The following is a 21,294-nucleotide window of genomic DNA, read 5'->3' on the forward strand; positions in this document are numbered from 1 at the left end:
CGCTCAGCTGGCAGTGGGGGTCGCCGCGGCAGGGACGGGGTGCAGCGTCGCGGCGATGGCGTCGAACAGGAGCACCAGCTCGTCGCGCAGCGGCATCGTCGTCGTCGCGAAGGTGAGCAGGCCGAAGTGGGTGGCGTCCAGGCGCACGACGAAGTCGACGCTGAGGGTGTTGACCGGTTGCGGCTGGTCGGGGAACAGATCGGTCGCGACCTCCTCACGCACCCGGCGCAGCGCGCCGTGCTCGCCGACGTCGACGAACCCGACGTCGACCGCGGCGTCGCCCTCCCGAAAGTCCATCAGCAGCGTGTTGGCGAGCGAGTCGGTGTCCTCGACGACGAACTCGGTGGCGACCAGGCTGGCGCTGACCAGGGCACCGGCGATGGGCTCGAACAGCGAGTGCAGGTAGCGGGCACCCTGGCGGTGAGCCTGGTCGCACTGCTCGCGCAACGTCCGCTCGATCTCGATGCGCGTGGTGATGAGCTCGTCGCGGGGCTTGCCCTCGAGTGCGGCGTCGACCAGCCCCGTGATCGCCCGCGGCGCCTGCTCAGGGTCAGTCGGCAGCGAGATCCAGCCCGCTGGCAGGATCACCCGCCAGCCCGGTGCCACCACGACGGTGCGTTCGCGTGTGTTCACAGTCCCTCGATCCCCGCGGCGAGCTCCTCGAACGAGGGCTGCACCCGGTAGGAGGTGAGCAGGTCGGACTGGTAGGCCGCCAGCTGGTAGCAGATCCCCTGGTCCGGCCGCGACCACAGCACCATCAGGTGCTCGTGCACCTCGTCGCCCACGAACGGCCGGAACACGACGTTCACCGCGGTACCGGACTTGGTCTCCATCTCGGTGATCTCGGGTCCGGAGAACACCGGTTCGTCGCCGACGATCTGGGCCACGAGGTGCGCGGCGTCCAGGGCGGGGCTCGCGGGGAACGCCCGCAGGACCGCGTATGCCGACAGCCGCGACAGATCGTCGGGCTCGGTGGTCATCACCCAGCCGGCCAGGTTGAGCACCTGGCTCGCGTCCGCGTCGGCGTTGGCGCGCAGCAGGCTGGCCCGAACGCCGAGCATGAACGCGATCGAGTCGACGACCTCGCGGGCGTCGCCGAAGCGTTCGCGCCACCGAACGTCCAGGCTGTCGGCGTCGGCGTCGAGCGGGATCGGAACCCAGTCGACGTGTCCCGTGGCCTCGATGTCACTCAACGTGCACGCTCCTGCTCGTACTGTCCATGATCGCGTCCGACGCTGCGGCGCCACCTTCGCTGGCTGACCGCGCCCCACAGCACCGCCAGGACACAGGCGACGCCCGCGGCGACGAGGAGCCAGCCGAAGGCGTCGACCTTCGCCCCTGGACCGAGCGGTGCGACCAACCCGAGGACTGCGGCCAGACCACAGACGATCGGGACGCTGAGGCCCAGTGCTCCGGACTCTCGTTCGGTCAGCTCCCACCCTGCCCGGCCATCGATCGGTCGCAACGGAGTCGTCGCACCGGTGCCGACCTCGGCGTCAAGCCTCCCAGCCGTGACCTCGATGCCGGCCGTCTCGCAGCAGGCGCGCAACCGGTCCGCATCGGCGGTGGCGGGCACCAGCTCAGCGGTGTCGAATCCTGCCAACAGCGCGCCCTCGGCATCTCGCAGGTGCACCTGTGCGGCTCCGAGCTCGACCAGCGCCACCCCGCCCGTGGCCGGTCCACGGAGCCAGATCTCCTGAGCCTCGTACGGGCGGACGATCACGACGTCGTCACGCCCGAACTGCACCTGCGTCCCGGCAACGCCGCCAGGCACGTCGTACACCGACCGTCCGGCTGCCTCGAGCGGGGTGCGGGTGAGACGTCGGAATGCCAGGCGGCTTCGTACGAGGCCGGCGGTGGCGGCGACCGCGAGCAGGCAGGCCACGGCGTGCGGCCACGCGGGCCAGTCCACGCCGGCCTGCAAGGCGACCAGGACGATGACGACGGACACCACGGCCATCGTCCAGACGAGCCGGGCGAGCCTCAGCTGCCGACGTTGCGGCCGCAGCAGAACCCGGCTCTCCGCGGCCCGCTGCGTCCGGTCGAGCGGGGGGCCCTCCTGCAGAGTCAGCCCCAGCGCGCGGACCAGTGCCGCTGCACCGGAGGCCCGCAGAGCGTCGCTCGCAGGGGCTCCCGGCGGCACGACGTCGAGGAGCGGCACGGTGATCACCGGTCCGTCCGGGCCGGACAGGACCAGCGCGCCGCTGGGGGCGAGAGCCTCCTGACGGTCCCGCTCGGCCTCGATCCGGCGCACCACCCCAGACGCGGGCACCTGTCGGAGCAGGCTCTCGTCGGCAGGGTCGGCGGGCCACCGCCGTAGCGACCGCAGCTCGCTGTGGGTGCGCGGATGTGCGCGGGTGAGGGAGGCGGCCGTCCCCAGGAGCCGTGGCTCGGCGTCCGAGTCGTGGAGCCACAGCTCACCGCCGTCGGCGACGAGGCGGACGTGGCGCGCAGCGGGGATCGACAAGCCCCGTCCCGTCGCCCAGCTCACCTGGTGGGTCTCAGTCATTGAGGATCTTTGCCGCTGATCGTGTCGAACGTCTCAGGGAGCTTCGGGACCGACCCGACGGCGTCACGGACCTTGTTGGCGAAGTCGGTGGTGAACACGATCTGCTCGATCTTGATGTTGCGCGCGACCTTGTCGAGCTGCAGGGCATGGGCGGCGTCGTCGGTGGCGCGGCGCAGTGCGGCGAGCTGCTGGTTCAGCCCGGCCAGCTCGCGGCCACCGTTGCGCAGACTCTCGGCGACCGTGGCCGGCAGCTTCGTCGGGGCGGTGTTGATGAGCCCGATCAGGTCGTCGGCGGCACGTTGGCCCTCCTGCGCCGCGGCGCCGGTCAGCTTCTGCGTCCAGCGCGCGAGGTTGTTGCTCGGGTTGCTGATCTTCAGGGCGTTGTTGAACTGCGTCACCTTGCCACTGATGAGCCTGTTCAGTGCAGCGGCCTTGGTGGTCTGGCTCAGGCGCGAGGCGACCTGTGGCGCGAGGCTCTTGATCCCGCGCAGCGCAGCGGACGCAGCCTTGCCGCCCACGAGCGACAGAGCGACATCCACGAGGGCCCATCCGACGTCGGCACCGCTGTAGTGCCCGGTGTCGGCTGCGTACAGAAGCAGCGTGCCGGCCAGGATCGCGACGCTGAGGACGATAGCGGCGACGACGAGCGCGAAGGGTGCGCCGATCGTGAACACCAGCACGAGGATCAGGGCGCCAAGGACGAGCGCGATGATCTTCAGCACTTCCACGACGCGATGGATGACGTCGGCCATGTCGCGGACGGAGCCCTTGAAGTCGCCCCACCAGCCGTCGTCCCAGATCTCGGCGGCGTCCTCGATGTCGTTCTTGCGGTCGCGGGCGGCGCGGTTGAGCACCTCCATCGCCTCGCGCATCTGCGACACCGCGCGGCCCAGGTCGCCCTCGGCGCCCTCGCGGGTCTCGTCGGTCTTGTCCTGCCCGGTCGGCGCCTCGCCCTCACCCTCGAACGGCTTGTTCTCGTCGACGGTCTTCTGGGCGGCCTCGGCCTTCTTGAGGGCGCTCCAGGTGTCGTTGCGCCCGGTCTCGACGTTGGTCTTCCAGCTGTCAAGCGCCGTCGCGACGGCCTCGTAGCGCTGGACGACCTTGCCGAGGTCCTCGAGGACGTCGTCCGCCTTGTCGGCGAATGCCTCGGCGGCCTTGCCGCGCCAGCCGTCGAGGTCGGAGACGGCCTTCAGGATGCGCTTGATCTCGTCGGCCTCGTCGGCGCGGGAGCGCATCGCGTCGGCGACCGTCCGTACCTCCGACTCTGATGCTTCGATCGGGTCGGACGCGTGCCCGACGAGGTCCCAGTCTCCGCTGCGTTTGGTCACGGCTCCTTCTTCGCTTCCTTGATCGCTTTCACCAGCTCGGCGGCGAGCTTCTCGTCGGCCTCCTCGAACCCGTTGGCGGTCTCCGTGGCGAGCTCGCCCAGCTTCAAGAGCTTGTCGGCCAGGTGGTCACGGTTGTCGTCCCAGTTCTTACGGAACTTGTCCATGGCGTCGACGACATCCTCGTGCGCGAGGTGCTCCTTGCCGTACGAGGCTCTGCCGTCGGCGGACTTCAACCGGTCGCACAGTGTCGTCAGGCGGGTGCCGAGGTCGCGCAGCTCCTGGGTGGCCACTTGGAGATCGTTCATGGGACCCACATGTTAGGGGCCCAGAGGGCCACGGCGGGTGCAGGGCGCGTACGGATCGTTATCGTCGTGTGGTCGTCACGTGTCGGGGGTCTCGCCTAGGCTCCTGTGAGCGCCCGCCGTCGTGTCGGCGGGCGAGACGACGAGGGAGGTCAGGGTGGGACGCCGGCTCGGGCGCATGATCGCCCTGTGCTGTGTCGGTGCGCTCGTCGTGGGCTGCACGGTGGCCGACGACGCACGATCCTCCCCGACGGTGACGACGCTCGACCACGTCGCTGCAGGGCGCGAGGGCAGCGCACGCGATCCCGACGCGCCGGCGCCCGCACCCGAGATCAAGGGCGCCACCCGCGGAGGCACCCTGACCGTCCTCAGCTCGCACGTGCCCGAGTCGCTCGATCCGGCCAGGTCGTCGTTCACCGACACGCGGGGCATCTTGTCGGGCCTCGTCACGCGGTCGTTGACGCAGTTCCACCGCGACCCCGACACCGGGCGGATGGTGCTGGTCCCCGACCTCGCCACCGACCTCGGCACCCCCAACGACGACAACACCGCATGGACGTTCACGCTGCGCCCCGGCGTCAACTTCGAGAACGGTGCGCCGATCACCGCCGCCGACGTCGCGTACGGGGTCAAGCGCGCGTTCGCCAGCACGGAGCTGCCGGGTGCCCCCGCGTACCTCCAGACGTTCTTCCTCGACGGCAACCGCTACCGCGGCCCGTACGCGACGAAGGCCGAGCTGAAGCAGCGCGAGGGGTACGAACCCGACTGGTACGCCGGCGACGACTTCCGTGCGATCGAGGTCACGGGCCGCAGGATCACGTTCCACATGCGGCGCCCGTTCGCCGACATGCCCTATCTCGCGTCGTTCCCCCAGTTCTCACCGGTGCCGCGCAGCGCCGACGCCGACCCCGCCGCGTACGGTCGGCGGCCGGTCGCCACCGGTCCTTACGCGGTCTCGACCTATCGCGACGGCACGACCCTGACGCTCGAGCGCAACTCGCGGTGGGACCCGGCGACCGACCCGGCACGCCACCAGTACGCGGACGGGTGGACGTTCCTGTGGGGCCAGGATCCCGACCGCATCGACGGGCTGATGGTCGACGACGCCGGCGACGCGCAGTACGCGCTCTCGTACGACTCGGTGGCGGCCGACACCTTCGAGCGGATGCGCGACGACGCGCCCGAGCGGCTGGTCGCGGCCGGGACGCCGTGCACCTATCTCTGGTACCTCGACACCCGCTCGATCTCCGACCGCCGCGTCCGGCAGGCGCTCGGCTGGGCGTACCCGTACGACGCCGCCTGGAAGGCCGGCCGCGAGAGTGTGGGGACGACAAGGCTCCCCGGCACGACCCTGCTCCCGCCGGGGACTGCTGGCCGTCGCTCGTACGACCCGCTCGGCAACGGCGGCCGCCGGACGGACGCGCAGCGCGCACACGCCCTGCTCGAGGAGGCGGACGCGCTCGGGTTCGCCGTCCGCTGGTACTACGCGAGCGACGTGCCCGAGAAGGTCGCGATCAAGGACGCCGTGGTGACAGCACTGCGGCGCGCCGGGTTCGAGCCGCAGCCGGTCGCGACCACCGCCAAGCAGATCCGCGCGATGCAGTTCGACCCGGACGGTCCGCACAACGTCGTCGACTCCGGCTGGTGCTCCGACTGGCCCACCGGCTCGTCGTGGTTCCCAGCACAGTGGTCGAGCGAGATCGTCGACGACCCGAGCCGCCCGAACCCGTCGATGCTCGCTGCCGAGGACGTCGACGACGCGATCGACAAGACCCTCGACACCCTCAGTGGTGCCGACGCGGCCCGCGCGTGGGGCGCGCTCGATGAACGGGTCGGGCGCAAGCACTATCCCGCGGTCGTCCTCGGCCACGGTGGTGTGGTGCTGGCTCACGGCAGCAGGGTCGGCGGCATGGCCGTCAACCAGCTGCTCGCGATGCCCGTCTTTGCTGACATGTACGTCGACCAGAGCGGCTGACCGGGCCGCGTACCCTGGGCGGGTGGACTCAGACGGCGCACCCCCGGACGGGCTCTTCGACGTCCCCGACGTCGCCCCTGCACCGTCAGGTGGCGGCAGCCTGACCGACGCGGCCCACCGCGCCGCGCCGCTGGCGGTCCGGATGCGGCCGCGCACGCTCGACGAGCTCGTCGGCCAGGAGGCGCTCCTGCGCACCGGCACACCCCTGCGGCGGATGGTGCACGGCGACCAGTCGATGTCGCTGATCCTGTGGGGTCCGCCCGGGACGGGAAAGACGACGCTCGCCTCCCTGGTCAGCCATCAGACCAACCGCCGCTTCGTCGAGGTGTCGGCGGTGTCGGCCGGCGTCAAGGAGGTGCGTGAGACGCTCGCGTCCGCCCGCCGGATGCTGGCGCAGGGCGGGCGCGAGACCGTGCTGTTCGTCGACGAGGTCCACCGCTTCTCCAAGGCGCAGCAGGACGCGCTCCTGCCCGGCGTCGAGAACCGTTGGGTCTCGCTGATCGCCGCCACCACCGAGAACCCGCACTTCTCCGTGATCTCGCCGCTGCTGTCCCGCTCGCTGCTGCTGACCCTCGAGCCGCTGAGCGACGATGACATCGCCACCCTCGTGGAGCGTGCGGTCGCCGACGAGCGCGGCCTCGCGGGGGCGGTGGTGCTCGAGGACGAGGCCCGTGACCACCTCGTACGCCTCGCCGGGGGTGACGCACGACGGGCTCTGACCTACCTAGAGGCGGCGGCCGGTGCGGCGCAGGCCCAGGACCGTGACCGCATCACCGTTGACGATGCCGCGAGCGCCGTTGACCGGGCGGCCGTCCGGTACGACCGGCAAGGCGACCAGCACTATGACGTCACGAGCGCGCTCATCAAGTCGATCCGTGGATCGGACGTCGACGCGGCGCTGCACTACCTGGCGCGGATGGTGGAGGCGGGGGAGGACCCCAAGTTCCTCGCGCGCCGACTGATGATCTCGGCCAGCGAGGACATCGGCCTCGCCGACCTGACAGCGCTGCAGACTGCGGTGGCTGGCGCACAGGCGGTGCAGATGATCGGCTTCCCGGAGGCGGCGCTCACCCTCTCGCAGGTCGTGATCACGTTGGCGCTCGCGCCGAAGTCCAACGCCGCGTACAAGGCGATCGCCGCCGCGAGCGCCGACGTCCGGGCGGGCAAGGCAGGGGCGGTGCCGCCTGCGCTGCGCGATGCCCACTACGCCGGAGCCAAGAAGCTCGGCCACGGGCACGACTACAAGTACGCCCACGACGACCCGCGGGGGGTGGTGGGCCAGCAGTACGCGCCGGACGAGATCGACGGCGCGGAATACTACCGGCCGACCGGCCGCGGCGCGGAGGCCGCGTACGCGGAGCGGGTGGCGCGGCTGCGCGAGATCCTGCGCGACCCGGCGGAACGCTCGGGTGACTGACCGCGGACCCGGTCGGTAGGGTCGAGCCCATGCCGATCGAGACCTGGGTCACCGCCCTGGCCTGTGGCGTCGCGCTCGTCGCCCTGGCCGCCGCCCTGCTGGCCGTGCGCGCCCTCTCGCGGCTGCGCGCCGAGGTGCGCGGGCTGGCCGGGCGGACCGAGCTGAGCGAGGGGAGCAGTCGGGCGACCCCCCTTGTCGAGACCCCCTCCACCGAGATCGTCTACGCCCCCACACCGCTCGCCCACGTCGGCGGCGCCGAGCGCCAGGTCCTCCCGCACGAGCGGGCGGTGGTGACCCAGGAGGGCACCGTCATCGTCCTTCCTTCGGAGCAGCAGGTCGTGGCGGCTACCATGGGACGTCCGCTGGTCCGTGGCGCCGTGCTGAGCCATGGGCTGATGCACGCGCTACGGCCGGAGAGCCGGGATCGGATCCGAGGGATCGTCCGTCGCGAGTTCCGCCGTCGTCGCAAGATCCGGCGGCGCGCCGCGCGCCAGGCGGCCCGTTCGGCGTCGGTGGCCCCGGAGGTCCCGTCGTGGCCCGGCAGCACCACGACACCCGAGCAGGAGGGCACACGATGAAGAGCCGCGTTCTGTGGTTCGTCGCGGGCACCACCGCAGGGGTGTACGGGACCTTCAAGGCGAAGCGGATGGCCGACCGGTTCACCCCGACCGGGATGACCGACCAGGTCGCCGCGTGGCAGGTCGGTCTCCAGGCGTTCGCCGAGGAGGTCCGCTCCGGCATGAGCGTGCGCGAGGCCGAGATCGCTGAACACCTGGGTCTGCCGCCCGACGCGCTCGCCCGCGCTCTGCCCCCCTCCGCGGGACGACCCCCCGCCACGCGCCAGCTTCCCCCGTACGACGAGTAAGGACTGCTTCCCCATATGGACACAGCGGAGATCCGCCGCCGGTTCCTCGACCACTTCGAGTCGAACGGCCACACGGTGGTGCCCTCGGCATCGCTGATCCTGGACGACCCCAACCTGCTCTTCGTGAACGCGGGCATGGTGCCGTTCAAGCCGTACTTCCTTGGTCAGGAGACCCCGCCGTTCAAGCGGGCGACCAGCGTTCAGAAGTGCGTGCGCACCCAGGACATCGAAGAGGTCGGCAAGACCACCCGGCACGGCACGTTCTTCCAGATGAACGGCAACTTCTCGTTCGGCGACTACTTCAAAGAGGGCGCCATCGAGCTTGCCTGGTCGCTGGTGACCGGCGCGGTCGAGTCCGGCGGGCTCGGGTTCGACCCCGAGCGCGTGTGGGTGACGGTGCTGCCGAGCGATGCCGAGGCGCGCGACGCGTGGCGGAGGATCGCCGGCCTGCCCGACGAGCGGATCCAGGATCGCGGGCTGGAGGACAACTACTGGCACATGGGCGTGCCCGGACCCGGTGGCCCGTGCTCGGAGATCTACATCGACCGCGGCGCCGAGTACGGCCCGGACGGCGGCCCCGTCGTCGACGAGGACCGCTTCCTCGAGATCTGGAACCTCGTGTTCATGCAGGAGGAGCTGAGCCAGGTCCGCAGCAAGGCCGACTTCGACGTGCTGGCTCCGCTGCCGAGCAAGAACATCGACACCGGCATGGGCCTCGAGCGCGTCGCGTACCTGCTGCAGGGCAAGCAGAACATGTACGAGATCGACCAGGTCTTCCCGGTCATCGAGAAGGCCTCGGCGCTCTCGGGCAAGCGGTACGGCGCGGTCCACGAGGACGACGTGCGCTTCCGCGTCATCGCCGACCACGTCCGCAGTGGACTCATGCTGATCGGTGACGGTGTCACCCCTGGCAACGAGGGGCGCGGCTACGTGCTGCGCCGTCTGCTGCGCCGTGCGGTGCGCTCGATGCGCCTGCTCGGTTATGAGGACCCCGCCCTGCCGGAGCTGCTCCCGGTGAGCCGCGACGAGATGGTGCGCTCGTACCCGGAGGTCGGGACGGACTTCGCCCGCATCGCGCAGGTCGCGTACGCGGAGGAGGAGACGTTCCGCCAGACCCTCGCGAAGGGTACGCAGATCTTCGACCTGGCCGCGGACACGGCCAAGGCTGAGGGGGCGACCGTCCTCACGGGCGACAAGGCGTTCCAGCTCCACGACACGTACGGGTTCCCGATCGACCTGACGCTCGAGATGGCCTCTGAGCAGGGGCTTGCCGTCGACGAGCAGGGCTTCCGTGCGCTGATGTCCGAGCAGCGTGCGCGTGCCAAGGCGGACGCGAAGTCCAAGAAGGGTCGCCACGCCGACACCACGATCTACCGCGACGCGCTCGACGCGAACGGACCGACCGAGTGGCTCGCGTACGAGCGCCTGAGCACCGAGTCGCAGGTCCGGTCACTGATCCAGGAGGCCGGACGCACCCCGGCCGTGGGAGAGTCGCAGGTCGCCGAGGTGGTCCTCGACCGCACCCCGTTCTATGCGGAGTCCGGTGGCCAGAGCGCCGACGCCGGTGTCCTCGTGTGGGATGGCGGTCGCGCCGAGGTGCTCGACGTCCAGCGCCCGTTGCGCGGCCTCGTCGTCCACCAGGTGCGCGTGCTGGAGGGCGAGCTGACCGAGGGTACGGCGCTGCAGGCCGACGTCGACCCGCAGTGGCGCGTCGGGGCCTGCCAGGCGCACTCGGGGACGCACGTCGTGCACGCGGCGCTGCGCGAGGTCCTCGGCCCGACGGCGCTGCAGAGCGGTTCGTACAACCGTCCCGGCTATCTGCGCCTCGACTTCGGCTGGTCGAGCGCGCTGTCGCCGACGCAGATGCACGACGTCGAGCAGGCCGCGAACATCGCCCTGCGTGAGGACCTGTTGGTCACCGCCGCCGTGATGCCGCTCGAGCGGGCCAAGGAGCTCGGTGCGCTCGCCTTGTTCGGTGAGACGTACGGCGAGGACGTCCGCGTCGTCGAGATCGGTGGCCCGTGGTCGCGCGAGCTCTGCGGTGGCACGCACGTGGCTCACTCGTCGCAGATCGGCACGATCGTGCTCACGTCCGACAGCTCGGTGGGCGCGGGCAATCGCCGCGTTGAGGCCGTGGTCGGTCTCGAGGGCTTCTCGTACCTCGCTCGCGAGCGCGATCTTGTCGCGCAAGTCAGTGATCTCCTCAAGGTCCAGCACGACGACGTCCCGGGCCGGGTGGCGGACCTGGTCGGACGTCTGCGGACCGCCGAGAAGGAGATGGAGAAGCTGCGTGCTGCGCAGCTGCTGTCGTCGGTTGCCGACCTCGCTGGGGACGCGGTGGACGTGGACGGCGTCGCGTACGTCGGGCACGTCGCCGACGGCCTCCCTGCGAAGGACGTCCGTACGCTCGCCCTCGACGTCCGCGGACGTCTCGACTCGTCGCGGCCGGCCGTCGTGGCCATGATCGGCACGGCCGACGGCAAGGCCGCCTGCGTGGTCGCCGTCAACGACGCAGGCCGCTCGGCCGGTCTCGCGGCGGGCGACCTCATCAAGGCGGTGATGGAGCCGCTGGGTGGTCGCGGAGGCGGCAAGGCCGACATCGCCCAGGGTGGTGGCACGGAGGTCGCGGCCGCACCGCAGGCGATCGAGGCGGTCCGTCGCGCGATCCAAGGCGCGGTCTGACGTGCGGCACGGGGTCCGCATCGGCGTCGACGTGGGTGACGTCCGCATCGGCGTGAGCGCCAGCGATCCGTCGGGCATCCTCGCGACCCCGGTGGAGACCGTGGCGGCGGGCCCGGACTCGATCCGCGACATCCTGAGCATCGCGAATGATCGTCAAGCCTTCGAAATTGTGGTTGGCTTGCCACGGTCGCTCTCGGGGGGCATGGGGCCGGCGGCTCGCAAGGTGCGGGCGTACGCCGAGGAGCTGGCGGCAGCGTCCGCTCCTACCCCCGTCCGGCTCGTGGACGAGAGGATGTCGACCGTGACCGCACAGCAGAGCCTGCGTCAGGCCGGGCGCAAGGCCAAGCAGCAGCGCGCTGTGGTGGACCAGGCTGCCGCCGTCGTGATCCTTCAGTCGGCCCTCGATGTGGAGCGGACCAGCGGGCGGGTGCCCGGCGAACTGGTCGAGGCCGCTCGATGAGCGACATCGGACTCATGCCCGAGCGCGAACGCCGCCCCGCAGGTCACCGGGCGGCACGACGCGCCAAGAAGAAGCGGCGTGGTCCGGGGTGCTTCCTCGTCCTGCTGCTGGTCGCCGTGGTGTGCGTCGTCGGCTACCTCGGCGCCTCCAAGCTCGTCGGGATCGCTGGCGACCTCCTCGGCGGGCCGGAAGACTACCCCGGGCCCGGCAGCGGAAGTGTCGTCATCGAGGTGAGCGAGGGCGACACGGTCGCCGCGATGGGGCGTGAGCTCAAGGCCAAAGACGTCGTCGCGAGCGTTGACGCGTTCCTCGACGCCGCCGCGGGTGCGCCCGAGATGAACCAGGTGCAGCCGGGCTTCTACGAGCTGCGCAAGCAGATGCAGGCCTCGGCGGCCGTGCAGGCGCTCGTCGACCCGAAGAGCCGCGTCGACGCGTCGATCGGTGTCCCCGAGGGCGCACGTCTCGACCAGGTCGTCGGGCAGATCGTCAAGAAGACCGAGTTCACCAAGAAGGAGGTCAACGCCGCCCTGAAGGACCCTGAGCTGGGGCTCCCGGCGGCGGCCGACGGCAATGCCGAGGGCTACCTCTTCCCGGCGACGTACACCGTCGGGCCTGACGCGACGCCGCTCTCGCTGCTGCAGGAGATGGTGAGCAAGGCTGTCGCTCTCGAGACCGAGCTCGACATCGAGGCACGGGCGAAGGCGCTGGGCATCTCCGCGCACGACGCGATCGTCGTCGCGAGCATCGTGCAGGCCGAGGCCGGCACTGCGGACTACGACAAGGTCGCGCGGGTGATCTACAACCGTCTCGACGAGGGCATGGCGCTCCAGATGGACTCCACCATCCACTACGTCAGCGGCAAGGACGGCAGCGTCTGGACGAGTGCCGAGGCGCGGGAGATCGACTCGCCCTACAACACGTACAAGTACGCCGGTCTGCCTCCAGGCCCGATCGGCAACCCGGGCAACAAGGCGCTCGAGGCTGCTCTGAACCCTGCCGAGGGTTCGTGGCTCTACTTCACGCTCGTCGACGCCGAGTCGGGTGAGACGAAGTTCGCGGAGAGCTACTCAGAGCACCAGCAGAACGTGGAGGAGTTGCGCCAGAACTGCCGTGAGCAGGGGGGCTGCTGATGCCGCGCTGCGCGGTGCTCGGCAGTCCGATCGCACACTCGCTGTCGCCGGTCATGCACCGGACGGCGTACGAGGTGCTCGGGCTGCACGACTGGAGCTATGAGGCGTTCGACGTGGACGAGGACGGCATCGGTACGTTCTTGGCGGGTCTGGACGAGCAGTGGCGCGGGTTGTCGCTCACGATGCCGCTCAAGCGTGCGGTGCTCCCGTACCTCGACACCGTCGAGGCCTCGGCGCGTGGGGTCGGCGGGGTCAACACCGTGATCGTCGACATCGAAGGTCGCCACGGGTTCAACACCGACGTGCCCGGGGGGATCGCCGCCCTGCGGGAGCGCGGGGTCGAGGCGGTCGAGGACGCGGTGGTGATCGGTGCCGGTGCGACGGCCGAGGCGATGATCGCGTCGTTGCGGCACCTCGGGCTGCGTCGCGCGACGTTGGCCGTACGAGACCTGGACCGTGGCATGGAGCTCGCGCGCCGCCTCGAGAAGGGGAGCGAGGACGCTGCTCCGGTCGCCGTCGAGGTGACCGGGATTGGGCCCGATCTCCCACGGTCGACGCAGGTCGTGGTCTCGACGGTTCCGGCCGCTGCCATCGCTACGTACGCGCCGAGGCTCGCGACGAGGTGCGACGCGGTCTTCGACGTGATCTACGACCCGTGGCCGACGCCGCTGGCCCGCGCGGCGCAGGCGGAGGCGGTGCCGGTCGCGTCGGGGCTGGACCTGCTCGCCCACCAGGCGGCGGCACAGGTGCGGCTGATGACCGGCCGCGAAGTCAGCGCGTCGCTGCTGCGCGACGCGGCGCTCGGAGCGCTCGCTGGGCACTGACCCAACGGGGGACGCAGAAGCCTCCGGCGTCCGGATGGGGAAGTGCCTGCTCCGGGCGTGCTTGGGCTGCTGTCGTCAGCGCGGGTGTCCGGTTGTCAGGCGCACAGCAGCTGCTCCAGCCGTCGTTCCAGGATGGACTCCGGCAGGCCGGAGGGCGGGGACTCCGACGGTGGCACCCCGGTGCGGGGAACGCCGAGGGGGGTACGGCGCTGGTTGGCGTAGGTGTGCCCCGTGGGCGTGCGCCAACCGAGCACCGGCGCAAGGATGTCGTCGTCGGAGGCGACGAGCGGGTCGGCCGGTGTTACCCGCCAGCCTGGAGCCTCCTTGGCAAGGTTGTCGGGTCGGCACACCCCCTGAGCGTTCTGCGGGGTGGTTGGGCCGCCCCGCGCGTACGGCACGGCGTGGTCGAGGTCGCGGATGCGGCAGTCGCACCACGGGCGCTGGCACTGCCCGTCGACGGTCCGGATCAGGCGCCGCACCGCGGCGCTGAACCGTCGGGCCCGTCTGTCGGACCCGGTGAGGCCGTCACCGTTGGGTGTGGTGAAGAACCGTCGTACCCAGGAGTGCTCGCCTGTGGCAAGGCGACGCGCGAGCTCTGCAGGGATCGGACCGTAGCCGGTGAGCGAGGCGGGCGCTGTGTCGGCGGCGAAGAGGACCTCGGGCCGCATCACGACGCCGATCTCGGTGCGGAGGTCGCTCGTGCCGTCGGCGTCGACGCGTGCGCCGGTCATCGCCTCGATGGCAAGGTCGGCCATCAGCTGGCGGATCGTGCGCGGGTCCCCGTCGGCGCGACGCGCGGACGCCTCGTCGTCGAGGCGACGGAAGGCGGCGGTGAGCTGCTCGGCCGGTCCGACGACCGTCAGGGACGCCATCGCGTCGAGCTCGGGCGAGAAGGTCACCACGCGGTCTTCGCGCGCCCGCAGCGTGCGCTCGTACGCGGCGTGCGGGTCGACCGCGAGGACGAGCCGGCGTGCCTCGGCCGCAGCCCTGCGAGGGGAAAGGTCGGCGAGCGACGACGCGATCTCGGCGTCGATGCGGGTGCGGTCGTCGACGGCGGCGTAGGTCGTCTCTCGGCAGACGGCGCTCGCGACGGCTGACGAGATGGTGCCGTCTCGGAGCAGCGCGTGGGTCTGAGGATGGAGCTCGAGCGCCTGCGCGAAGGCGTAGGTGCGCTCGCCCGAGGGCGTCGACACCTGGCGCGCCAGGGCGATCTCGGTGAACAACGATCGGGTCAATGTCGTCTCGTCGACGGTCGTCATCGCGCGGCGACGACGCGAGTCGAGCGCAAGCACCGCATCGGCCTGAACACCCTGAGCGATGCGCACCGCCTCCTCGCACACCGCGACGACGTCGATCTCGGCGGCACCGAGCTCGGCCTCGTACGGGTCATGTCCTGCGGCACGCGACCGCGCAGACTCGACCGCGCCGAGAACCCGCTCGACGAGGGTGTCGAGCAGATGGTCGGAAGTGCCGCCGGTGGTCGTGACGTCGAACATGTGTGCGAGGCTATCGCCTCGTACCGACACTCAGCGGCGATCTGTACGTGCTCTCCACAGGCCCGCCGCCGACGTCATTCTGTGGATGAGTCAGGCACCCTCCGGCGTCGGCTGCGACCAGCAGGCTCGGCCATTCCTGCTGCCACCGCGCCGCCTTCGCCTCGCCGACCTCGCGTGGTGCGAGGACGGGGTCGGGACGAAGCACCATGGCGAAGACGTCGTCCAAACCCCTACGGGTTGAGACCTCCGGGCGCTCGTCCGTGCTCAGCCGAACTCCGACGGAGCAGGTCGTGGCGGCAACGTGGTGCGCAGGTCGACGTCCGCGGCGAGGCTGGAGAATGCGTCGGCGCGCCCGCCGGATGACCGCATCTTCTGCCCTCCACGACAGGTCGGAGTCGCAGGAGAAGATGCCATGGTCTGCTGAGCGTCTGTGGACGTGGTCTGATCGTGGCAGACCCCTGGGGATGACGCCGCGGGCCGGCGTGCAGCCCGGCTATCGTTCCTGCGTGCCCGAAGCCGCGTTCGCCGCCCTCCTCGCCGCTGTCGTCGGGGCGCTCGGCGGTCTGCTCGCGCCTCGCGTCATCGCCCGGCTCCCCGAGCCCGACCCGGCCCCCGGCGGGCCCGGGGGAGTGGTGACCGACGGCGAGGCGGGTCACGGCGTCCCGGTGCCCGTGCCCGCCGAGGCACCGCGACCACCGAAGGTCCCGTACGCCGACCTCGCCGCCCGTCCCGGCCTCGGCGCGCGACTCGCGCTCATCTCCGCCGTCCTCGCGGGCGCGCTCGGCTGGCAGCTCGGCCTCGACCCGGCGCTGCCGCTGTGGGTGGGCTTCGCCGTCCTGGGCGTGACCCTGTCGTACGTCGACTGGCACACCCGGCTGCTGCCGAAGCGGCTCGTTCTCCCCGCCTACCCGGTCGCCGTCCTTCTGGCCCTCCTCGCCGCGGGCCTGGCCGGCGACACCGCGGTGCTCGCGCGGGCGGCGGCAGGCTGGGCGATCGTCTCGACGCTGTACGTCCTCCTGTGGCTGATCGCGCCGCGTGGCATCGGCTATGGCGACGTCCGGCTGTCCGGTCTGCTCGGCATCGCCCTCGGCGTCCTCGGCTGGGCCGAGCTCCTCGTCGGCACGTACGCGACGTTCGTCGTCGGCGCCGTCGGTGGCCTCGCGCTCGGCGCTCTCGGCCTCGTCGACCGCAAGGCGTTCCCGTTCGGTCCGTTCATGGCGCTGGGCGCCTGGTCCGGTGCGATGCTCGGCCCGGCCCTCGCGGGTTGGTGGGCCTGACCCGATCCGCGCTGCGAGACCGTGACGGAGCGTCGCGGCACGCATGACAGACTTGCCCCCATGCTTCGTTGGTTGACGGCTGGGGAGTCCCACGGCCCCGCACTGGTCGCTGTCGTGGAGGGGATGCCCGCGGGCGTCGCCGTATCGAGCGCGACGATCTCGGACGCGTTGGCGCGCCGCCGGCTGGGATACGGACGCGGGGCGCGGATGAACTTCGAGGCCGACGAGCTCGAGATCGTCGGCGGCATCCGTCACGGGCTCACCCTCGGCAGCCCGATCGCCCTGCGTATCGGCAACAGCGAGTGGCCCAAGTGGGACAAGGTGATGTCCGCCGACCCCGTCGACGCCGACGAGCTGCAGGGCATCGCCCGCAACGCGCCGCTGACACGACCGCGACCCGGCCACGCCGACCTGGTCGGCATGCAGAAGTACGGCTTCGACGAGGCCCGCCCGATCCTCGAGCGCGCCAGCGCCCGCGAGACCGCTGCGCGCGTGGCGCTCGGCTCGGTCGCCGCTGCCTTCCTTGAGCAGGCCTGCGGTGCGAGCATCGTCAGCCATGTCGTCGAGTTCGGCTCCGTCAAGGCGCCCGCTGGCCTCGTCCCGACCGCCGCCGATGTCGAGCGCCTCGACGCCGACCCGGTCCGTACGCTCGACCCCGCCACTTCCGCGGCGATGGTCGCCGAGGTGGATGCCGCCCGCAAGGACGGCGACACGCTCGGCGGTGTCGTCGAGGTCGTCGTCCACGGCCTCCCGCCGGGCCTGGGCAGCCACGTCCACTGGGACCGCCGCCTCGACGCCAGGCTCGCGTCCGCACTCATGGGCATCCAGGCGATCAAGGGCGTCGAGCTCGGCGACGGGTTCGACCTCGCCCGTACGCGCGGCTCGCTCGCGCACGACGAGATCGTGAGCACCGACGACGGCATCCGCCGCACCTCCGGCCGTTCCGGCGGCACCGAGGGCGGCATGTCGACCGGTGAGGTGCTGCGCGTCCGCGCCGCGATGAAGCCGATCGCGACCGTTCCTCGCGCGCTGCGCACCGTCGACGTCCGTACGGGCGCCCCGGCGCAGGCGCACCACCAGCGCTCCGACGTCGCTGCCGTGCCGGCCGCAGGGATCGTCGCCGAGGCGATGGTCGCCCTCACCCTCGCCGACGTGATGCTCGAGAAGTTCGGTGGCGACTCGGTCACCGAGACCGCCCGCAACGTGGCCTCGTACCTCTCGGCCCTGGCTCCCGCGTGAGCCCCCAGGACCGCCCGGTCGTCGTCCTCGTCGGCCCTCCAGGCGCCGGCAAGTCCACCGTCGCCGCTGTGCTGTCGGAGGCGCTCGGCGTGCCGGTGCGCGACACCGACACCGACGTCGAGGCGCTGACCGGCCGGACGATCGCCGACGTGTTCGTCACCGACGGCGAGGAGCGGTTCCGCGCGATCGAGGCGCAGGCCGTACGCGACGCGCTCGCCGAGCACCGTGGCGTCCTCGCACTGGGTGGTGGCGCGGTCGTTCGCGAGGAGACCAGGCGCGCCCTCGACGGCCACGTCGTCGTGTTCCTCGACGTCGGGCTGGCCGATGCGGCGGCACGCGTCGGCCTCGGCTCGACCCGCCCCCTGCTCCTGGGGAACGTACGCTCGCAGATGAAGACCCTGCTCGACGCGCGCCGGCCCGTGTACGAGTCCGTCGCGACGCACGTCGTCGGCACCGACGGACGCACTCCCGAGGACGTCGCCGAGGAGATCTTGGCCCTGCTCGCCTGAGCAGCGACCGACCGCACGCACGACCGAGGAGACCGCCCGTGGCCGAACACACCCGCATCCACATCGCCACCGACGCCCCGTACGACGTCGTGGTCGGCACCGGCCTCAGCGCCGAGCTTCCTGGGCTGCTGCCCGAGGGGGCCGAGCGGGTCGCCGTCATCCACCCGGCCTCGATGCGTGGGCTAGGCGAGGCCATCCGTGCCTCGCTGGCAGCCACCGGGCGTGCGGGGCACGCGATCGAGATCCCCGACGGCGAGGCCGCCAAGACGAGCGACGTCGCCGCGTTCTGCTGGTCGGTGCTCGGCCGCGCGGGCTTCACGCGCTCCGACGCCATCGTCGGTGTCGGAGGGGGAGCGGCGACCGATCTCGCTGGTTTCGTTGCCGCCACGTGGCTGCGCGGCGTCCAGCACGTGCTGATCCCAACCACCGTGCTCGGCATGGTCGACGCGGCGGTCGGCGGCAAGACCGCCATCGACACGCCGGAGGGCAAGAACCTCGTCGGTGCCTTCCACGAGCCCGTCGGCGTGCTCTGCGACCTCGCGCTGCTCACGACGCTGCCGCTCAACGAGGTCCGCTCCGGGCTCGCCGAGGTCATCAAGTGCGGGTTCATCGCAGACCCGGTCATCTTGGACCGCGTCGAGGCAGACCCCGCCGGGGTGCTCGACGTCCGTAGCGATGTCCTGCGCGAGGTCATCGAGCGCGGCATCCAGGTCAAGGCCGGGGTCGTGGCACGTGATCTCAACGAGACCGGCGCCGACGGCACGGTCGGGCGCGAGGCGCTCAACTACGGCCACACGCTCGGGCACGCGATCGAGCGGTACGAGGCGTACGCGCTGCGTCACGGCGCGGCCGTCGCGATCGGCATGGTCTATGCCGCCGAGCTGTCGCGCCTCGACGGCCGGATTGACGCCACGCTCGTGCAGCGGCACCGCGACGTGCTCGGCTCGGTCGGTCTTCCGACCGGATACCGGCCGGGCGTGTGGGACGAGCTGGTGGCCGGCATGCGGCTCGACAAGAAGTCGCGTGGGTCGCAGCTGCGGTTCGTCGTGCTCGACGCGCTCGCGGAGCCGACGATCTTCCCCGGGCCCGACCCGGCGCTGCTCACCGCCGCGTACGCGGAGATCTCGCGGTAGGTCTCGACACGGCGCTCGTTCCTCGCGCCTGCTCGAACCGGCGGAGGGGGACCGCCACGTACGCTGGCGGCATGCCTTCCGAGCACCTCTCACGCCGCGAGCGGCTGGCCGCGATCCTGCGCGAGCGGGGTCTCGCGGCGGCGGTCGTCACCGATCTCGTCAACGTCCGCTACCTCACCGGGTTCACTGGTTCCAACGGCGCCGTACGCGTCGGTGAGGACGGCTCGGCGGTCTTCGTGACCGACGGGCGGTACGGCGACCAGGCGGCCGAGGAGGCCCCGGACGTCGAGGTGGTCGTCGACCGCGACCTGCTCGGTGCGCTCGCCTCCGGCACCGGAGGCGCCCAGCGGATCGGCGTCGAGACCCACGCCCTCACTGTCGACGACTACGACCGTGCGCGCGAGGCGTTCGACGGCGTCGAGCTGGTCTCGCTCGGCGCCGCCGTCGAGCAGCTGCGCGTCGTCAAGGACGACGGCGAGCTCGATGCCCTGCGGCGCGCGTGCGACATCTCCGTCCAGGCGCTCGCCGAGGTGCTCGCCGGACCGCTGCTCGGCCGTACCGAGCGCGAGATCGCCCGTGACCTCGAGTGGACGATGTACGGCAAGGGTGCCGAGGCGATCGCGTTCGAGACGATCGTCGCCTCCGGCCCGAACACCGCGATCCCGCACCATGACCCGACCGACCGCCCCGTCGGGCGTGACGAGCTGCTCAAGATCGACTTCGGCGCCCGCGTCGACGGCTATCACGCCGACTGCACCCGTACGGTCGTGGTCGGCAAGGCCGATGCCTGGCAGCGTGAGGTGTACGAGGTCGTCCGGACGGCTCAGCAGGCCGGTGTCGACGCGTGCGTCGAGGGCGCGATCTGCGCGGACGTCGACGCGCTCGTCCGCCAGGTCCTCGCCGACGCCGGGTGGCTCGAGGCGTTCACGACCGGCCTCGGTCACGGGGTCGGACTGCGGATCCACGAGGACCCGTTCCTGAGTGCGAGGGCGCCCGCTAGACTGGAACGTCGCACAGCCCTGACGATGGAGCCTGGCATCTACGTGGCCGGTCTCGGTGGCGTGCGCATCGAAGACACCCTCGTCGTGACCGATGGCGCTCCCGAGCTGCTCACGGTCGCGACCAAAGACCTCCTGGAGCTCGCCTGATGGCAACGACGAACGACCTCAAGAACGGCATGGTGCTCAACCTCGACGGGCAGCTGTGGTCCGTCGTGTGGTTCCAGCACCACAAGCCCGGCAAGGGCGGGGCCGTCGTCCGCACGAAGCTCAAGAGCGTGCTCTCGGGCAAGGTCGTCGACCGCACGTTCAACGCCGATGTGAAGGTCGATGTGGCCAACGTCGACAAGCGCAACATGCAGTTCCTCTACCACGACGGCACGTCGTACGTGTTCATGGACACCGCGACGTTCGACCAGTACGAGCTGTCCGACAGCGTCGTCGGTGACGCCGCCGGCTTCCTCCTCGACAACCAGGAGGCGGTCGTCGCGATGAACGACGGCAACCCCCTCTACATCGAGCTCCCCGCGTCGGTCGAGCTCACCATCGAGTACACCGAGCCGGGCCTGCAGGGCGACCGCTCGTCGGGCGGCACGAAGCCGGCCAAGCTCGAGACCGGCCGCGAGATCCAGGTCCCGCTGTTCATCACCACCGGCGAGAAGGTCAAGGTGGACACCCGAGACGGTTCCTACCAGGGCCGCGTCAGCTCCTGATGGCGGGTTCACGCAGCAAGGCCCGCAAGCGCGCGCTCGACGTCCTGTTCGAGAGCGAGCTGCAGAGCCGTTCGGTCGGCGCCACCCTCGACGGGCGCGTCGCCGCGGGCGACCCGCCGGTCAACCCGTACACGATCGAGCTCGTCGAGGGTGTCCGTGAGCACGGCGCGCGCATCGACGCGCTGCTCTCGGAGTACGCGCAGGGCTGGACGCTCGACCGGATGCCCGCGGTGGACCGCAACCTCCTGCGGATCGGCGCGTACGAGGTGCTCTACCGCGACGACGTCCCGGACGCCGTCGCGGTGTCCGAGGCCGCCAACCTCGCCTCGGAGCTCTCGACCGACGACTCGCCGACCTTCGTTCGCGGGCTCCTCACCCGCCTCGTCGAGGTCAAGCCGACGCTGTCGGCCTGACCCCCACGCTCACGCCACTCGGGT

General features: G+C 71.2%; 21 protein-coding genes. 15 read left to right on the top strand and 6 right to left on the bottom strand.

The window, feature by feature from the left end:
• Positions 1-3 precede the first annotated feature (3 nt).
• From HCT63_RS19740 to HCT63_RS19760, 5 genes are read right to left on the bottom strand one after another with little or no spacing between them, the layout of a single operon-like run.
• Complete coding sequence (locus HCT63_RS19740; protein WP_167008949.1) at positions 4-633, bottom strand: hypothetical protein; 630 nt, start codon at positions 631-633, stop codon at positions 4-6.
• On the bottom strand, positions 630-1,193 hold the full coding sequence (locus HCT63_RS19745) for a hypothetical protein (protein WP_167008952.1): 564 nt from the start codon (positions 1,191-1,193) through the stop codon (positions 630-632). Before HCT63_RS19745 ends, HCT63_RS19740 begins: the two co-directional genes overlap by 4 nt.
• On the bottom strand, positions 1,190-2,509 hold the full coding sequence (locus HCT63_RS19750) for a hypothetical protein (protein ID WP_167008955.1): 1,320 nt from the start codon (positions 2,507-2,509) through the stop codon (positions 1,190-1,192). The genes HCT63_RS19745 and HCT63_RS19750 overlap by 4 nt, the downstream gene beginning before the upstream one ends.
• Positions 2,506-3,837 carry a putative T7SS-secreted protein gene (locus tag HCT63_RS19755; RefSeq protein ID WP_167008957.1) on the bottom strand — a complete coding sequence of 444 codons (1,332 nt, stop codon included), beginning with the start codon at positions 3,835-3,837 and terminating at the stop codon, positions 2,506-2,508. Before HCT63_RS19755 ends, HCT63_RS19750 begins: the two co-directional genes overlap by 4 nt.
• Positions 3,834-4,142, bottom strand: a complete 309-nt coding sequence (locus tag HCT63_RS19760; RefSeq protein ID WP_167008960.1) for a hypothetical protein — start codon at positions 4,140-4,142, stop codon at positions 3,834-3,836. The genes HCT63_RS19755 and HCT63_RS19760 overlap by 4 nt, the downstream gene beginning before the upstream one ends.
• A gap of 154 nt (positions 4,143-4,296) precedes the next feature.
• Between HCT63_RS19760 and HCT63_RS20610 the strand changes: the two genes are divergently transcribed.
• Genes HCT63_RS20610 through HCT63_RS19795 form a run of 8 tightly spaced genes read left to right on the top strand, consistent with a single transcriptional unit; the run spans position 4,297 to position 13,492 of the window.
• The gene (locus HCT63_RS20610) at positions 4,297-6,114 is read left to right on the top strand and encodes an ABC transporter substrate-binding protein (protein ID WP_243843138.1); all 1,818 of its coding nucleotides are present in this window, start codon (positions 4,297-4,299) and stop codon (positions 6,112-6,114) included.
• Between the two features lie 22 nt (positions 6,115-6,136).
• On the top strand, positions 6,137-7,531 hold the full coding sequence (locus HCT63_RS19765; protein ID WP_243843139.1) for a replication-associated recombination protein A: 1,395 nt from the start codon (positions 6,137-6,139) through the stop codon (positions 7,529-7,531).
• Positions 7,532-7,560: 29 nt separating this feature from the next.
• Positions 7,561-8,109 carry a hypothetical protein gene (locus HCT63_RS19770; RefSeq protein ID WP_167008966.1) on the top strand — a complete coding sequence of 183 codons (549 nt, stop codon included), beginning with the start codon at positions 7,561-7,563 and terminating at the stop codon, positions 8,107-8,109.
• Positions 8,106-8,396 carry a DUF6167 family protein gene (locus HCT63_RS19775; protein ID WP_167008969.1) on the top strand — a complete coding sequence of 97 codons (291 nt, stop codon included), beginning with the start codon at positions 8,106-8,108 and terminating at the stop codon, positions 8,394-8,396. Before HCT63_RS19770 ends, HCT63_RS19775 begins: the two co-directional genes overlap by 4 nt.
• A gap of 15 nt (positions 8,397-8,411) precedes the next feature.
• Positions 8,412-11,078, top strand: a complete 2,667-nt coding sequence (gene alaS, locus HCT63_RS19780) for an alanine--tRNA ligase (RefSeq protein ID WP_167008972.1) — start codon at positions 8,412-8,414, stop codon at positions 11,076-11,078.
• A gap of 1 nt (position 11,079) precedes the next feature.
• Positions 11,080-11,538, top strand: a complete 459-nt coding sequence (ruvX, locus tag HCT63_RS19785) for a Holliday junction resolvase RuvX (RefSeq protein WP_220471295.1) — start codon at positions 11,080-11,082, stop codon at positions 11,536-11,538.
• Positions 11,535-12,668, top strand: coding sequence for an endolytic transglycosylase MltG (gene mltG, locus HCT63_RS19790; protein ID WP_167008978.1), 1,134 nt, complete (start codon positions 11,535-11,537; stop codon positions 12,666-12,668). Before ruvX ends, mltG begins: the two co-directional genes overlap by 4 nt.
• Positions 12,668-13,492 (top strand): shikimate dehydrogenase, encoded by an 825-nt coding sequence (locus HCT63_RS19795; RefSeq protein WP_167008982.1) that lies wholly within the window; start codon positions 12,668-12,670, stop codon positions 13,490-13,492. Before mltG ends, HCT63_RS19795 begins: the two co-directional genes overlap by 1 nt.
• A 95-nt stretch (positions 13,493-13,587) precedes the next feature.
• Here the strand turns inward: HCT63_RS19795 and HCT63_RS19800 are convergent, their stop codons facing one another.
• Positions 13,588-14,988: an HNH endonuclease signature motif containing protein gene (locus tag HCT63_RS19800; protein ID WP_167008985.1), complete on the bottom strand. Its 1,401-nt coding sequence runs from the start codon at positions 14,986-14,988 to the stop codon at positions 13,588-13,590.
• Between the two features lie 506 nt (positions 14,989-15,494).
• Here HCT63_RS19800 and HCT63_RS19810 point away from each other — a divergent pair.
• The 7 genes from HCT63_RS19810 to nusB all read left to right on the top strand — a co-directional run bounded on the left by HCT63_RS19810 (position 15,495) and on the right by nusB (position 21,270).
• On the top strand, positions 15,495-16,265 hold the full coding sequence (locus HCT63_RS19810) for an A24 family peptidase (RefSeq protein ID WP_167008988.1): 771 nt from the start codon (positions 15,495-15,497) through the stop codon (positions 16,263-16,265).
• A 60-nt stretch (positions 16,266-16,325) separates the two neighbouring features.
• Positions 16,326-17,504, top strand: a complete 1,179-nt coding sequence (aroC, locus tag HCT63_RS19815; RefSeq protein WP_167008990.1) for a chorismate synthase — start codon at positions 16,326-16,328, stop codon at positions 17,502-17,504.
• Positions 17,501-18,013 (top strand): shikimate kinase, encoded by a 513-nt coding sequence (locus HCT63_RS19820; protein WP_167008993.1) that lies wholly within the window; start codon positions 17,501-17,503, stop codon positions 18,011-18,013. Before aroC ends, HCT63_RS19820 begins: the two co-directional genes overlap by 4 nt.
• Positions 18,014-18,051: 38 nt before the next feature.
• On the top strand, positions 18,052-19,146 hold the full coding sequence (gene aroB / locus HCT63_RS19825; protein WP_167008996.1) for a 3-dehydroquinate synthase: 1,095 nt from the start codon (positions 18,052-18,054) through the stop codon (positions 19,144-19,146).
• A gap of 71 nt (positions 19,147-19,217) precedes the next feature.
• Positions 19,218-20,294, top strand: a complete 1,077-nt coding sequence (locus tag HCT63_RS19830) for a Xaa-Pro peptidase family protein (RefSeq protein ID WP_167008999.1) — start codon at positions 19,218-19,220, stop codon at positions 20,292-20,294.
• The gene (gene efp, locus HCT63_RS19835; RefSeq protein WP_167009378.1) at positions 20,291-20,857 is read left to right on the top strand and encodes an elongation factor P; all 567 of its coding nucleotides are present in this window, start codon (positions 20,291-20,293) and stop codon (positions 20,855-20,857) included. Before HCT63_RS19830 ends, efp begins: the two co-directional genes overlap by 4 nt.
• On the top strand, positions 20,857-21,270 hold the full coding sequence (gene nusB / locus HCT63_RS19840) for a transcription antitermination factor NusB (protein ID WP_167009002.1): 414 nt from the start codon (positions 20,857-20,859) through the stop codon (positions 21,268-21,270). Before efp ends, nusB begins: the two co-directional genes overlap by 1 nt.
• The last annotated feature ends 24 nt before the right edge of the window (positions 21,271-21,294 follow it).

Origin of the sequence: Mumia sp. ZJ430, from assembly GCF_011751845.1 — a bacterium.
Lineage (GTDB): Bacteria > Actinomycetota > Actinomycetes > Propionibacteriales > Nocardioidaceae > Mumia.